At 70.7% G+C, this 13,646-nt stretch carries 12 protein-coding genes; 2 read left to right on the forward strand and 10 right to left on the reverse strand.

All coding sequences use genetic code 11. The annotated features are described in order from the left end of the window. The first annotated feature begins 148 nt into the window (after positions 1 to 148). A complete protein-coding gene (locus AB0J71_RS05690) occupies positions 149 to 568 on the forward strand; it encodes a peptidase inhibitor family I36 protein (protein WP_352318580.1) in 420 nt (139 codons plus the stop codon). Further along, positions 559 to 1,473 (forward strand): hypothetical protein, encoded by a 915-nt coding sequence (locus AB0J71_RS05695; RefSeq protein ID WP_352318578.1) that lies wholly within the window; start codon positions 559 to 561, stop codon positions 1,471 to 1,473. Before AB0J71_RS05690 ends, AB0J71_RS05695 begins: the two co-directional genes overlap by 10 nt. Here AB0J71_RS05695 and AB0J71_RS05700 read toward each other — a convergent pair. The 10 genes from AB0J71_RS05700 to AB0J71_RS05745 form a co-directional block, all read right to left on the reverse strand. After that, on the reverse strand, positions 1,432 to 2,868 hold the full coding sequence (locus AB0J71_RS05700; protein ID WP_364412962.1) for a peptidase S10: 1,437 nt from the start codon (positions 2,866 to 2,868) through the stop codon (positions 1,432 to 1,434). The genes AB0J71_RS05695 and AB0J71_RS05700 overlap by 42 nt on opposite strands. 9 nt (positions 2,869 to 2,877) lie before the next feature. After that, positions 2,878 to 4,110, reverse strand: a complete 1,233-nt coding sequence (locus AB0J71_RS05705) for an enolase C-terminal domain-like protein (RefSeq protein ID WP_352318574.1) — start codon at positions 4,108 to 4,110, stop codon at positions 2,878 to 2,880. Beyond that, positions 4,107 to 7,067: a glycoside hydrolase family 38 C-terminal domain-containing protein gene (locus AB0J71_RS05710; RefSeq protein WP_364412965.1), complete on the reverse strand. Its 2,961-nt coding sequence runs from the start codon at positions 7,065 to 7,067 to the stop codon at positions 4,107 to 4,109. Before AB0J71_RS05710 ends, AB0J71_RS05705 begins: the two co-directional genes overlap by 4 nt. After that, a complete protein-coding gene (locus AB0J71_RS05715) occupies positions 7,068 to 7,877 on the reverse strand; it encodes a carbohydrate ABC transporter permease (protein WP_352318570.1) in 810 nt (269 codons plus the stop codon). It abuts the gene before it with no gap. After that, positions 7,874 to 8,719: a sugar ABC transporter permease gene (locus tag AB0J71_RS05720; RefSeq protein WP_352318568.1), complete on the reverse strand. Its 846-nt coding sequence runs from the start codon at positions 8,717 to 8,719 to the stop codon at positions 7,874 to 7,876. Before AB0J71_RS05720 ends, AB0J71_RS05715 begins: the two co-directional genes overlap by 4 nt. Further along, a complete protein-coding gene (locus AB0J71_RS05725) occupies positions 8,719 to 9,969 on the reverse strand; it encodes an extracellular solute-binding protein (RefSeq protein ID WP_352318566.1) in 1,251 nt (416 codons plus the stop codon). Before AB0J71_RS05725 ends, AB0J71_RS05720 begins: the two co-directional genes overlap by 1 nt. A gap of 34 nt (positions 9,970 to 10,003) precedes the next feature. Beyond that, a complete protein-coding gene (locus AB0J71_RS05730) occupies positions 10,004 to 10,699 on the reverse strand; it encodes a FadR/GntR family transcriptional regulator (protein ID WP_352318565.1) in 696 nt (231 codons plus the stop codon). A gap of 60 nt (positions 10,700 to 10,759) precedes the next feature. Next, positions 10,760 to 11,311, reverse strand: a complete 552-nt coding sequence (locus AB0J71_RS05735) for a DUF305 domain-containing protein (RefSeq protein ID WP_352318563.1) — start codon at positions 11,309 to 11,311, stop codon at positions 10,760 to 10,762. 182 nt (positions 11,312 to 11,493) lie between these two features. Then, positions 11,494 to 12,618, reverse strand: a complete 1,125-nt coding sequence (locus AB0J71_RS05740; RefSeq protein ID WP_352318561.1) for a serine hydrolase domain-containing protein — start codon at positions 12,616 to 12,618, stop codon at positions 11,494 to 11,496. A gap of 124 nt (positions 12,619 to 12,742) precedes the next feature. After that, positions 12,743 to 13,591: a helix-turn-helix transcriptional regulator gene (locus AB0J71_RS05745; RefSeq protein WP_352318559.1), complete on the reverse strand. Its 849-nt coding sequence runs from the start codon at positions 13,589 to 13,591 to the stop codon at positions 12,743 to 12,745. Positions 13,592 to 13,646 lie beyond the last annotated feature (55 nt).

Below are 13,646 nucleotides of genomic sequence, written 5' to 3' on the forward strand. Positions count from 1 at the left end.
CCTGGCAATCGTTGCGTCAATGCGGCGAAGTGCCAGGTGGTGAGCCTGGTAACCAAGGTCTCTGCGTGTATTCGAGGGTGGGTCCCGAGCCCCCTCACAGCACGCTTGGTACGGGTTCCGAAACGACTCACCGATCTAGGAGAGACCTGTGAGGCTCACCAAGAAGGCCGCCGGCTTCATCGCCGCGGCCGCGCTGTTCACCGTGGTCGTCCCGGCTGCCGCGGCTGAGGCCAGCCCACGCTCGACGTGCTACGGCGGCCGCGTCTGCCTGTACGCCGGTTTCGACTACAACCGGGGCCAGAGCGACCACTGGCGCGACTTCACGGCCGACGACTCCGACCTGGCCGACAACAACTGGCTGAACTGGGACTTCAGCAACACCTGGCACAGCATGGACAACGAGACCAGCTCCGTCAGGAACCGGATCGGCTGCAGCGCCACCCTCTGGCAGCACGCCGACTACACCGGCGCCCACAGCACCTTCACCCACAACTCCAACGACGGTTACCTGTCGAACAACGCCATCGGCAACAACCGCACCAGCTCGATCGACATCTGGTGCCGCTGAGAAATAACGGGAGTGCCGGTTTCCGGGCTTGGCCGCCGGAAACCGGCTGTCGCGGCCTCCTCGCGGGCGCGCTGCTGCTGTCCGTCGCGGCCTGCGCCGCCGGCGAGCCCGTACGCGAACGGCCCCCCGCGGGCGTGACCTCGGTGTCGCAGCTCGTGTTGCCGTTCGACGCCTACAAGCCGACTCCCGAGCAGCGGGCCGTCCTGGGCAATGCCCACAACCACCTGGTCGCGCGGTGCATGAGCCGCCGCGGCCTCACCGTCACCCCACCCGCGGAGGACGCCGCCGAGCTGGCGGCGATCGACCCGGGCAACTCCCGCCGCTACGGCGTCGTGGACACCTCGGCCGCCCAGCGGTACGGCTACCACCTGGCCAGGCCCCCGTCCCCGGACACCACCGGCTCCTGGGTCAACAAGCTGCCCAAGCACACCCGTCACCGCCTGTACGGCACCGCCGCCGACCGCGGCTGCCTCGACCGCGCCTCCGCCGAGCTGGAGGGCGGCACCCGTCAGGCGGACTGGCCCTGGCTGGGCCTGCAGGACTCGCTCACCCTGGAACAGGCCGCCAAGCACGGCAGCGTGGCCGCGGCGACCAGGCGCTGGCAGTCGTGCATGACCCAGGCGGGACACCCCTACCCGGACCCGGAGTCGGCCATCGCCGACTCCCGCTGGAACCTGGAGAAGCCGGACGTGAGCGAGGAGGAGAAGCTGACGGCCGTCGCCGACACGACCTGCAAGTGGGCCTCGGGCCTGGTCGCCGCCTGGTTCACGGCCGACGCCGAGCTTCAGCGCGCGGTCATCCGGGACAACCGGGAACGTTTCGCCGCGCTCGCGGCCAGCCTGCGGCAGCGGCTGGAGCGCGCCTCACGCCTGCTGTCCGAGCACGAAGGCCGCCAGGTCGGCTGACTGGCGCAGCCTGCTGGGCTCGTGCGCGTACATCATGTGGCCGGCCTCGTAGTACTTGAACTCGACGTTGGCGGCCAGCTCGGCGGGCACGGGCAGGTGGGCGAAGGCGTGCTCGGCCGCGTAGTACGGCGTGGCGCCGTCGTGGTAGCCGCAGGCCACGTGCACGCGCAGGTGCGGGTTGGTGCGCATGGCGGCGCCGAGCCGGTCGGTCACGCTGACGTGCACGCCCTCGAACTCCTTGTACGACCACGGGTGCACCCGCGAGCTGAGGATCTCGTAGGGCAGGTCGTTGGCGTACTCCAGCTCGGTCCGCAGGTAGTGGTTGAGCGCGGCGCTGTAGGGGCCGGTGATGGCGTTCATGCTCGGGTCGGAGACGAAGTGCTCGCGCCCGCCGTCGGGGTCCCAGCCGGTGAAGCGGCCGTCGAGCCTGCCGACGGTCAGCCGGCGCTCGCGCAGCAGCTCGGTGAAGAAGCGGATGTGCTCGATGCGCAGGTCCACGCGGTCGACGTAGTCCTCCGACAGGCCGGACAGGGCGGCGACCCTGGAGACCGCGGCGGCGCGCTCTTCGGCCGTGAGGCGGTTGCCGCGAGCCAGGGCCCACGGGTAGTCGCGGGAGGCGTACTCCTCGGCCTCGCGCAGCACGTCGGCCAGCGGGCGGTCGCCGTGCAGCCCGTGGTAGTGCGCGATGGCCGCATAGGTCGGGAGATAGAGGGCGTAGGCCACGTCGTTGCCCTCGTTGAACTCCACGGTCGCGTAGTCGAGCACCGAGGAGATCAGCATCACGCCGTTGAGGTACATGCCGTAGCGCGACTGGAGGTGGTCGGCCAGCCCGGCCGCCCTGACCGTGCCGTACGACTCGCCGGCCAGGAACTTCGGCGACATCCACCGCGCGTTCCTGGTCGTCCAGAGGCGGATCACCTCGCCGACCGACTCCACGTCGCCGGTGAACCCGTGGTACGGGCCGGCCTTCTCGCCCTCGGCCGCCCGCGAGTAGCCGGTGGACATCGGGTCGATGACGACGAGGTCGCTCACCTTGAGCAGGGTCTCGTCGTTGTCGGCCAGCGCGTACGGCGGCGGCAGGAGCGCGCCCGCGTCCCCCATCACGACCCGGCGCGGGCCGAGGATGCCGAGGTGCAGCCACACGCTCGACGACCCCGGCCCGCCGTTGAAGGCGAACGTGACCGGCCTGGTCAGCGGGTCGGCGTCGTCGAGGGTGTAGGAGGTGAGGAACACCTCCGCCTTCGGGCGGTGGCCGTCGAACGTGCCGTCCGTGAACACCTCCTCGCGCACCACCATGGTTCCGGCGGTGGCGGTGTATCCCTGGCCGGTGGGCAGGGTGTGCCGGGTGGTGACGAGGTTGTCGGCAGGCTTCTTTGTCTGTACTTCGTCGGACATAGCGGCCAATTATGGGGCAACGTCCACCGAGATCGCGGGGTCGGCGAAGCGCTCGTTCGGGACGGTGGCGTACCAGCCGGGACGCCCCGGGTCGCGGTCGTAGGGATAGCCGCCGGTCTCCCGGTAGAACTCGGCGTAGCGGGCCACGCGATCGGGGTCGAGACGCACCCCGAGCCCCGGCCCGGAGGGCACGGCGATGGCGCCGTCCGCGTACGGCAGCCGGCCGCCCTCGATCACGTCGTCGCGCAGCTGGTGGTAGTGGGCGTCGGCGGCGTAGGTGAGGTTCGGCAGCACCGCGCCGAGGTGCAGCATGGTCGCGAGCTGGATGCCGAGCTCGCCCGAGGAGTGCACGGCCACCCCCACCTGGAACGTGTCGCACACCCCCGCCGCCTTCACGCACGGCCGGACCCCACCCCAGAACGTCGTGTCCAGCAGCACCACGTCGGCGGACCTGCGCAGCACGTTGGAGGCGAGCTGCTCGAAGTTGACGACCACCGTGTTCGTGGCGAGGGGCACCCTGACCTGCTCCCGGACTGCCCTGAGCCCTTCCATCCCCCAGACCGGGTCCTCCAGGTAGTCGTTGTTCAGCCCCTCGATGGCCCGGCCGAACCGCAGGCCCTCGGCCACCGACAGGACGGCGTTGGGGTCGTACCTGAGCCGGTCGGCCGGGAACGCCTCGGCCAGGGCCCGGTAGCACTCCAGCTCGTAGTCCGGCGGGAAGACGCCGCCCTTGAGCTTGTGCACGGTGAACCCGTGCGCCTGCTTGAGCCGGGCGGCGTGCTCGACGAGCTGGCCGGGGGTGCGGATCTCCGGGTGGCCGTCGGCGGCGTAGCGGAAGAACAGGTAGGAGGCGAACGGGACCCTGTCCCGCAGCCGCCCGCCCAGCAGGTCGTGGACGGGCACGCCGAGGTGCTGCCCGACGAGGTCGAGGCAGGCGAACTCGACGGCGGCCAGGAGCTGGGTGCGGTTGTTGTAGAGCGAGGCGGTCGGATTGGCGATCTTGAAGCGCAGCGCCTCCAGCTCGAACGGGTTGTGCCCCTTCAGGTACGGGACGAGCGCCCGGAAGGCCGACTCCGCGCTCTCGCCCCCGCCGCCCATCTCCCCCAGGCCGACCAGCCCGTTGTCGGCCTCGACCTCGACGATCGTGCGCACGAACCGGCCCCAGTGGGCGCCGTTGCTGTGCCGCAGCGGCGCCTCCAGCGGGACGGCGACCGTCGTGGCCCGGATGTCAACGATCTTCACGCGCGCTTCCCTCCGACGACGGCGACCCCGCAGGCGGGCAGCCGGACCTCGACCGGATCCCGTCCTGGGACCGTGACCGCCGCCGTCACCGGCTCGGCGGCCAGCGACTGCAGCCGGACCACCTGCTCGCCGTCCACCCGGCCGATCGAGGTGATCAGCACGTCGGGGTGGTCCACCGAGGCGTAGGTCTCGGTGGCCCCGGGACCGCCGGTGATCAGCGCGCCGACGAACGGCTCGGTCAGCCCCGAGGCCGCCGCCGCGCCCAGCCTGCTGCCCTTGACGCCGGCCGCCGACGTGACGGCGTACCGGAAGGTGGTCTCGCCCTGCTGCTGGGCGGGGAAGTTGGTGTCCCAGATGTTGTTGAGCGCCCAGGAGTAGACCGTGCCGTCCTCCTGGTCGAGCGTGGGCGGGAACGGCGCGTACGGCATGTGGATGGTGCCGAGCTGCACCAGCGGCGCTTCCAGGGTGGCCCAGGCGACGGTCAGCTCGGGGTCCTCGAAGGCGATCCAGTGCCTGATCGGCAACATGTACTCGGCCGATCCCGGCACGCGCGGCACGCCGGGGCCGCCGACCCCGCCGGTCAGCTCCCAGGCCGTGGCCGGGCCGGTCGCGAACGGGAACGCCAGGAACACCGCCTCCTTGGCCGGGGTGCCCTGCTTGGCGAGCTGGTAGGTCAGGTCGAGCCGGGGGACGCCCCGGTGCAGCTCGATCGTGGTGCGCAGCCAGTCGACGCCCTTGCCCTGGAGCTCGACGACCAGCTTCTCGCCGACCGCCGTGCGCACGGCCCTGACGATCGTCGCGTTGCGGGCGATCGCCCGGTCTCCGAGGAGCGTCCTGTCGTGCGCCCCGACGTGGCCGGACAGGTGGTTGAAGTGCGGGGCGGTGGCGTAGCGGTCGTAGACGTACTGGCCGAAGCCGGCGGCGGCGTCGCCGTTGACCAGCTCACGGCCGGCGGACTTGTCGAAGATCGAGCTGATGTAGCCTTCGCGCACGTCGTAGGCGACCCGGTAGAACTCGTTCTCGATCACGCCGTCCAGGTCCGGCTCGACCGGCTCGGGGGCCTGGCCCGGCCCGCGGACGACGTCCAGCCGCGCGTAGCCGAAGCCGGGGACGTCCGGCACCACGGCGTGCACGTGCCGGCCGATCGGGCGGGTCGGCCAGTCGTCGGGGTCGACGTACTCCTCGTGGTGCGGCACGGTCTCGCCGGTCCGGGCGTCGACCAGCACGATCGGCACGTCCACGGCCACCACGTCGCGCGGCAGGAACGCGCGCACCACGTCGGTCCGTGCCCTGGTGCCGGGGTTGAAGACGGCGAAGGCGGCCAGCGCCGCGCCCTCCGCGTCCGGGCCTTTCGCGTCCGGGGAGGAGAGGGCGGCGGCGAAGCGGCGGGTGGCGGCGTGCAGCAGGTCGGAGGCGTCGTCCTGGGCCTGGTAGGCGCCCGACGACTTGCGGGTCCACTGCAGGCCGCCGGAGTCGCCCGCCTCCTCGGCGTCCTCCCACGGGTTGGCCGCTCCCCAGGTGTGCTCGTTGAACAGGGCGACCTTGTCGTAGGCCGCGTCGATCTCGTCCGTGGCGTCCGCGCCGGCGATCGTGTGCAGCGTCTCGGCCACGCGCAGGGCCGACTGGGCGCGGCGCACGTAGCCGAGCGGGCGGGCGCCCGAGCCGAGCCCGTCGGCCCACCAGTCGGTCCAGTCGCCCTCGTGCACGGCCAGGCGGTCGTGGTAGCGCTCCTCGACGTGCTCGAAGAAGTCGCTGTTGACCGCCGAGCGCAGGCGCGGCCAGGCCCACGTCTCGTTCCACCGGCGGGCGATGGAGGCGGGCACGATCGACGGCCCGGCGTTGTCGGCGTGCGCGCCCTGCACCCGCAGGTGCAGCACGTCCAGCTCGTACGGCTCGCGCGGCGCGTCCGGCCCCTGCCAGCCGAACGTCCCCGGCCCGTACGGGTAGCCCCGCGTGGCCAGCGCCGACAGGTAGCGCGGCAGCAGGTCGTCGGCCAGCTCGTAGGAGTCGGTCAGCCCGACCGTGTTGCCCTCCATGTACGCCATCCCGTGCGGCGTGTCGGTGAACCACACGAGCAGCTCGTTCCCGCTCGGCGCCCGCCACCGGAACGGCCTGGTCAGCTTGTCGCCGCCGTGCAGGTACGGCACCGACCGCCCGGCCCAGTTGTGCGCGGCGGCCAGGTAGCGCACGCCTGAGGCGTTGAGCGCGTCCACCAGGCCGACGACCGCGCCCGGCACGTCGGTGTGCATGGCGGACCTGGTGGCGAAGCCGTACCGGTCCTGGAGCTGGGCGGTGAAGCGGAGCTGGCGGTAGAGCTCCTCGGTCGAGCACGCCTCGGTGTGCAGCTGGAACGGCAGCGCGGTCACCTCGATCACGCCCGCCCTGGCCAGCGCGGCGAACGACTCGACCTGCCCGGCCGGCCGGGCGCCGAGCCATTTGAGCGCGGGCATCGACGACTCGACCGTCCAGCGGAACTTGGCGTCGTCCGGCCAGGAGGCGGTCTCCTCGGCCAGCCGCAGGGCCGCGTCGAGGTAGTCGAGGTGGTGGCGGAGCACCGTGCCCTGGGGGTCGGTGTAGCCGATGTCCAGGTGCGAGTGGTGCACGACGAACACGCTCCACTTGCGCTGCGGGGTGACCGTGACCTGCGCGCTGCCGACCACGCCGGCGTCGTCGCGGCACTCCAGGGTGAGCGTGCGCGGCGCGTCCACCTCGGGCACCAGCAGCGTCACGTCCGTGCCGGAGGCGCTGTCGACGCCCACCAGCACGTGGGTCAGGGGTTGCGTGCTCGACACCCGGACCGCCTGGCGGCCGTCGTGCGTGAACAGCGGCAGCACCGCGACCCGCACCTCCAGCCCGCGGGCGCTGATCACCGGTGTGGAGGTGTCGTTGCGCAGCGCCTGCCTGATCCCGTCGTAGTCGGGGCTACCCAGGCTCCGCTGCAGCAACCGGCTCGTCATCTAAACACTCCCTAGGGACAGGCCCCGTGCGAAGAGGCGCTGGGTGGCCAGGAACAGCACGACCGTCGGCAGCGAGACCACCAGGCCCGCCGCCAGGCCGACGGGGACCGGGGTGCCGGCGTAGACGTCGGTCATCAGCCCGGCCAGGGCGGTCATGACCGGCCGGACGCTCTGCGTCTGCGTCAGCGTCAGGCCGAAGATGAGGTCGTTCCAGATGAAGGTGAACTCCAGGATGAACACCGCCGTCAGCGCGCTGAGCGAGATCGGCAGGTAGATGCGCCAGAAGATGCGCCACGTGGACGCGCCGTCCATGCGGGCCGCCTCGAAGATCGAGAACGCCACCCCCGTGTAGAAGTTGCGCAGCACGAACGCGGCCAGCGGCACGTTGATCGCGGTGTAGATCAGGATCATGCCGAGCCTGCTGTCGTACAGGCCGGCGTCGCTGTAGCCGACGAACAGCGGCACCAGCAGCATCTGCGACGGGAACACCGTGCCGCCGAAGATCAGCAGGAACCACCAGAACCCGTGGCGCAGCCGCAGCACCACGATCGTGTAGCCGGCCAGCGCCCCGATCACCACGCCGAGCAGCGGCGAGACGACCGCGTAGAGCGCGGTGCTGGCCAGGCTGCCGGTCAGGTCGGCGCTGTCCAGGGCGCGGCCGAAGTTGTCCAGCAGCGCGAAGTCGCCGGACGGCGCCCACGCGCTGCCCGGGTCGTACGACGCGGCCGGCCTGGAGGCGTTGACGATGAGCAGGTAGGTCGGGCCGAGCCAGATCAGCCCGAGCACGATGAGCACGATCCGCCGGATCATCGCACCTGCCTCCTCAGGTAGAGGTAGGAGGCCAGCCCGGTGACCACGGTGAGCAGCACCGCGACCGCCGAGCCGTAGCCGTAGTCACTGGCCACGAACGTGTCGCGGTACATGGTCACCGCCAGCGTCTCGGAGTTGCGTCCCGGGCCGCCCTGCGTCAGCACCCACACGATGTCGAACGTCTTCAGGCTCGCCACCAGGGCCAGCCCGACCACGACCGCGGTCAGCGGGCGCATCAGCGGCCAGATCACGTGCCGGAACAGCCGCCAGCCGGAGGCGCCGTCCAGGCGGGCGGCCTCGATCGGCTCCTTGGGGATGGACTGCAGGCCCACGACGAACAGCAGCGTGTTCACGCCGAGCTGCTGCCAGGTCCACACCAGCAGCATGGCCAGCGTGTTGTCCGGCGCGACCTGCAGGAACGCGGTGTCCACGCCGAGCAGCCGGTTGGCGATGCCGTCGTGGGACAACACCGGGCTCCACACCATGGCCAGGCCCGCGCCGCTCAGCGCGTACGGCAACATGAACGGCACCCGGTACCAGGCGCCGCCCTTGATGTCGTAGGACAGCACCGCGACCAGCAGGCCGAGCCCGACCGGCAGCACCATCGTGCCGGCCACCCAGATGAGCGTGTTGCGGGTCGAGGTGAGCAGCGCGGGGTCGTCCAGCAGCTTGACGAAGTTGTGCACGCCGACCCACGCCGGGGGCTCCAGGCCGTCGTAGCGGGTGAGGCTCAGGTAGGCCGTCCACAGGAACGGCGCGTAGAGCAGCCCCGCGACCAGCACGGCCGCGGGCGCCACGTAACCGTGCCTGAACCGGCCCAGCATCGGGGTCCGGGCGCCCATCACTGATGCGTGGCCCAGTACTCGTCGGCGGCCTTCTGGATGGTGTCCAGCACTTCCTTGTACGAGCCCGGCTCGGTGACGAACTTGCCGAAGCCGTCGAGCGCGGCGGTCAGCACCGGCGGCGGCGTGGCCTCGAAGTAGCGGTTGACCAGGCGGTACTTGCCACCGCCCGCGTCCTTGGTGACCGCGCCGAGCGCTTCGTCGGCGATCTCGACCTTCGGGTTGGCGCTCACGTCGCCCCTGGTGGTGGCCCACTTCTTCTGGGCGTCGGCGGTGGTCCACCACTTGAGGTACTTCATGCTGGAGTCGGGGTCGGCCCCCTTGGTGAGCGAGCACAGCGGCCCGCTCTCGAAGATCATCGAGGTCTTCGGCAGCGCGGGGTTGACGTTGGGGATGACGAAGAACCCGTAGTCGGTGCCGGACTTCAGGTCGCGCTGGGTCATGCTGGTGCTGAACCAGGTGCCGAAGGAGACCATCGCCGCCTTGCCGGTCTTCATGACGTCCCCAGGGTCGGTCTTGTCACCCGGGTTCATGAAATATCCGGCGTCGATGAGCGACTTCCACTTCTCCATCACCTGCACCACACCCGGGTCGGTGTACTTCGCCTGGCCCGTGGACAGCCGGTCGTACAGGTCGGGGTCGGAGCCGGCGAGAAGCTGCTCGAACCAGACGAAGGAGAACAGCACGCTGGTGTGGTAGAAGGCCTTGACGCCGTTCTTCTTCAGGGTCTCGGCGGCCTGGACCAGCTCGTCCCACGTCTGCGGGGGCTTCAGGCGGTACTTGTCGAAGATCTTCTTGTTGTAGAACATGCCCCAGTAGGCGACGTTCATCGGCACGCAGTACTGCTTGCCGCCGATGGTGTAGTACGGGGCGAGGTCCTGCGACAGGTCGCCCGCCTTGATCGCCTCCTGCCAGACGGCCGTGGTGTCGGCCACCTGCTTCTGCTTGACGATCTCCGCCAGCATCCCCCCGGTCTGCCAGGTGAACAGGTCGGGCTTCACGTCCGTGCGGAACGACGCCTTGATGAAGGCCTGGTACTGCGCGGAGTCGGTGTATCCCGTCGGCTTCATGCCCAGGCCGATCTGCTGCTTGGACAGCGCGCCCATCTCGTCGAAGTATTTCGTCCAGGCGCCCTTGTCGTTGTAGAGCGTCAGTTCGGTCTTCTTCTTCGGCGCCTCGGCGCTGTTGCCGCCGCAGGCGGTCAGGACCAGCGCCGCCACGCCGAGCGTGGCCACACGTGACCGGAACATGGCCGGCCTCCTTGCTCTTTCGGGGGGACTTGCTCTATCTGGGCGGCAACCTCTGCTCGACGACGGTCCGGACGTCGACCAGATGGGCCCGCATGCGCGCCTGCGCCTCGGCGGCGTCGCGCGCTTCGATGGCCTCCAGGATGGCCAGGTGCTCCTCGTAGTCGCGGCGCCGGTCGTCGAAGATCTGCAGGATCTCCCGCTGCTCCGGCCCGTGGACGGTGAGCAGCGAGTCGACGACCTCGTGCAGCACGCTGTTGCCCGCCATCCGCGCGGTCGCCCGGTGGAAGGACATGTTGGCCTCGTGCAGCTCGGCGTCCTCGCCGCGCAGGTGCCGGCCGGCCTGGTCGAGCACCCGCTTGAGCGCGGCCAGCTCCGCGCCCTCGGCGTGCTCGGCGGCCATGGCGGCCAGCGGCGGCTCGATCACGATGCGCGCGCCGAGCAGTTCGAGGAGCTGGGCGGCGTGCATCTCGCGCATGTTGGGGTTGGGCAGCACGAGCCGCTCGATGTCGGCGCCGACGTAGATGCCCGAGCCGTGCCGCAGCTCGATGGCTCCGGTGGCCTCCAGCCTGCGCAACGCTTCGCGCAGCGTCGGGGTGGTGACGGCGAAACGCTGGGAGAGCTCCCTGGTGGAGGGCAGCCTGTCGCCCGGCCGGTGCCCTCCACTACGGATGAGCTCCAGCATGCGCTCGGTCAGAGCGTCGGAAAGCGTCGGCCGCGCAACCTCGGACATATCAAGTGATCTAATCACTTATTCCGACGCACGTCTACGCCGACCGGGGATCTCCCCCGATCAGCGCTTGAGCAGGTCCTTCATCAGGTCGATCTGCGCCTTGCGGGACGCCTGCACCTGCCCCGCCCACTCCTTGACCTCCGGGTCCGCGCCGGAGGCCACCTCGGTGTCCGCCATCTTGATCGCGTCGCCCTGGTGCGCGATCAGCAGGGTCATCAGGTCGTGCTCGAAGGACTTCGACTTCTTCAGCGCCCTGATCTGCCTGCGGTCGGTCTCCGGCATGCCGCCGTGGTGGTCATGGGAGCCGGACGCGGCGGTGAGCGGCTGTTCCCAGGCGTACAGCCAGCGCAGCATCATCTCGACCTCGTCCTGCTGCGTGCTGGCCACGGCGGCCACCAGGATCCGGAGCTGGTCGTTGGTGGCCCGTTGACTGCCGAGCTTGGCGATCTCGATGCCCTGCCGGTGGTGCTGCACCATCATCTGCACGAACATCACGTCCTGGGCGTTCACCGGAGGGGCCTGGGCCCCGGCCGCCCCGCAGGCGGTGGCCAGCAGGAGGCACAGGGCCGCCAGGACGAGCTTCAGGGCGCCGGATCGGGGGGTAGCGGCCACTCTGCGCGCCTTCCATTAAAAAGGAAACCTTCCTAAGAGTTAGACGATTTCCCCTGAGCGCGCAAGGGCCCCTGTCAAGGCCGACGGCCGCCGGCCGTCGGCGCGGCGGGCCGGCATCGGGCCGACGCCCGTCGGCGGGGCGGGCGGGCATCGGGCCGACGCCCGCCGTCCGGCCCGGGTCCCTAGGACGCCGTCCCGTCCCCGCCGGCGGCGCCGCCGAAAACCTCCTTGATCAGCCGCTGCACGACTTCCTGGAACGCCGCGGCCTGGGACATCGCGGCGTCGTCCACGTAGGTCACCGAGGCGGTCAGGGTCCTGCGGCCGTCGGGCGTGCTGTACAGCAGCGCCGCCGAGCCCGAGATGCCGCCGTTGTGGGTGATGAGGGTGCCGGTGTCGGGGTCCGCGTCCTGCACGAACACCCCCAGCCCGTAGCCGACCTTGGGATGCGCGTCGCGCATCGCGGCCAGCAGCGAGGGCGGCAGGAGCCGCCCGCCCATCAGCCCGGAGATGAACGTGTGCAGGTCGCGGGTGGTCGAGATCATGTCGCCGCCGGTGGAGATCCAGGAGGGGTTCTGACGGGTGACGTCGACCGTCTTGTCCTGGCCGTCCTCCTCGTAGCGGTAGTAGGCGTGGGCGTGCGGCCCGGCGATCTCGGTGTCGGTGTCCGGCACGACGGTGTCCGGCAGCCCGAGCGGGTCAAGGACGCGCAGCCGCATCTCCTCGGCCAGCGAACGGCCGGTGACCTTCTCGATCAGCAGCCTGACCAGGACGTAGTTGGTGTTGGAGTAGCTCCAGTCCGCCCCCGGCTCGAAGCGGGCGGGCTTGGACAGCGCGAGCCGTACCAGCTCCTGCGGCTGGTAGGTCTTGAAGCGGTTCTCCACCCACTCCTTGCCCGACCAGACGATCCCCGGCACGACGGTGCCGTCCTCGTAGTACTCGCCGGTGAAGTTGAACACGCCGCTGGTGTGCTGCAGCAACATCCGGACGGTGATCCGCCGGTCCAGCCCGAACTCGGGCAGGTGGTCGTCCACGACGTCGTCCAGGCCGAGCACGCCGTCGGCCACCAGGCTCAGGGCGAGGGCCGCGGTGAAGGTCTTGGTGACGCTGCCGACCCGGAAACGCCCGTCCGCCGGCGGCTCGGCGAGGCCGCCCAGCTCGCGCAACCCGGCGGTGCCGACCCACTCACCCCGCTCGTCGTTCACCCGCAGCTGCACGCCGACGAAACCGGCGTCCACGATCTCCTGGAGGATCTTCTGCAGCTCCGGGCGCTCGGCCACGTTGTTCACGGAAACGCTGTCGTTCGTCATGTTCGTACGCCTTTCAAGCCTTCGGGCCGACTCCCCGGACCGGTGATGGTTCAACCATCCCCGGCCGCGCTGACACCGGACCGTCGCCGTCCTGACGCGCCCGCTGACGCGGCGTCCCGTACGGCTACCGATGGCTCCGGTGCACGGTCTCCGGCCCCACCACCCGCAGCAGCTCCAGCGCCTCGAACGTCTTCGACCCGGGCGGCGGCGTGAAGATCAGCAGCCGCTGGTCCTCGGCCGGGGCCAGCAGCACCTCGTAGTCGAACTCCATCGCGCCGATGGCCGGATGCCTGACCCGTAGACGGCTGCTGCGGCGTACCGCGACCTCGTGCCGTTCCCAGAGCGAGACGAACTCCGGGCTGGCCCGGCGCAGGCGCTCGACCAGGGCCTGCGCCGGCTCGTCGTTGCCGCGGCGGACCACCGCCGCGCGCAGGTCGGCCACGTGCGCGCGGGAGCGCTCGGCGTGCTCCTCCTCCGGGTAGGCCTCGCGCCTGAACGGGTCGGTGAACCAGCGCCACACGATGTTGCGATCGGGCTCCTCGACGGTGCAGCTGCACCCGAACAGGGACTCGGCCATGGCGTTCTGCGCCAGCACGTCGCCCAGGTCGCTCAGCACCTGCGCGGGCGTCCCGACGAGACGGTCGAGCAGGTAGAGCAGGCTCGGCTTGACGTGCTCGCCCGCCCGCGGCCCGGCCGGCGGCCGGTGCCCGGCCAGCAGGTAGAGGTGGTCGCGTTCGTCGCTCGTCAGCCGCAGCGCCCGCGCCAGCGCGGCCAGCAGCTGGGTGGACGGCTGCGGGCTGCGCGCCTGCTCCAACCGCATCAGGTAGTCGGCCGACATGCCCGCGAGCAGCGCCACCTCCTCCCGCCTCAGCCCCGGCGTACGGCGACGCGGCCCCGACGGCAGCCCCACCTCGCCGGGCAGCAGCCGCTCCCGCGAGCGGCGAAGGAAGTCAGCAAGCTCCGCACGATCCATGAGCCCATCCTGCAATACCGCGAAATATCGCAGTCCAGGACTGTCTGTCCTAGGG

The sequence above is a fragment of the Nonomuraea sp. NPDC049637 genome (assembly GCF_040675235.1).
Lineage (GTDB): Bacteria > Actinomycetota > Actinomycetes > Streptosporangiales > Streptosporangiaceae > Nonomuraea.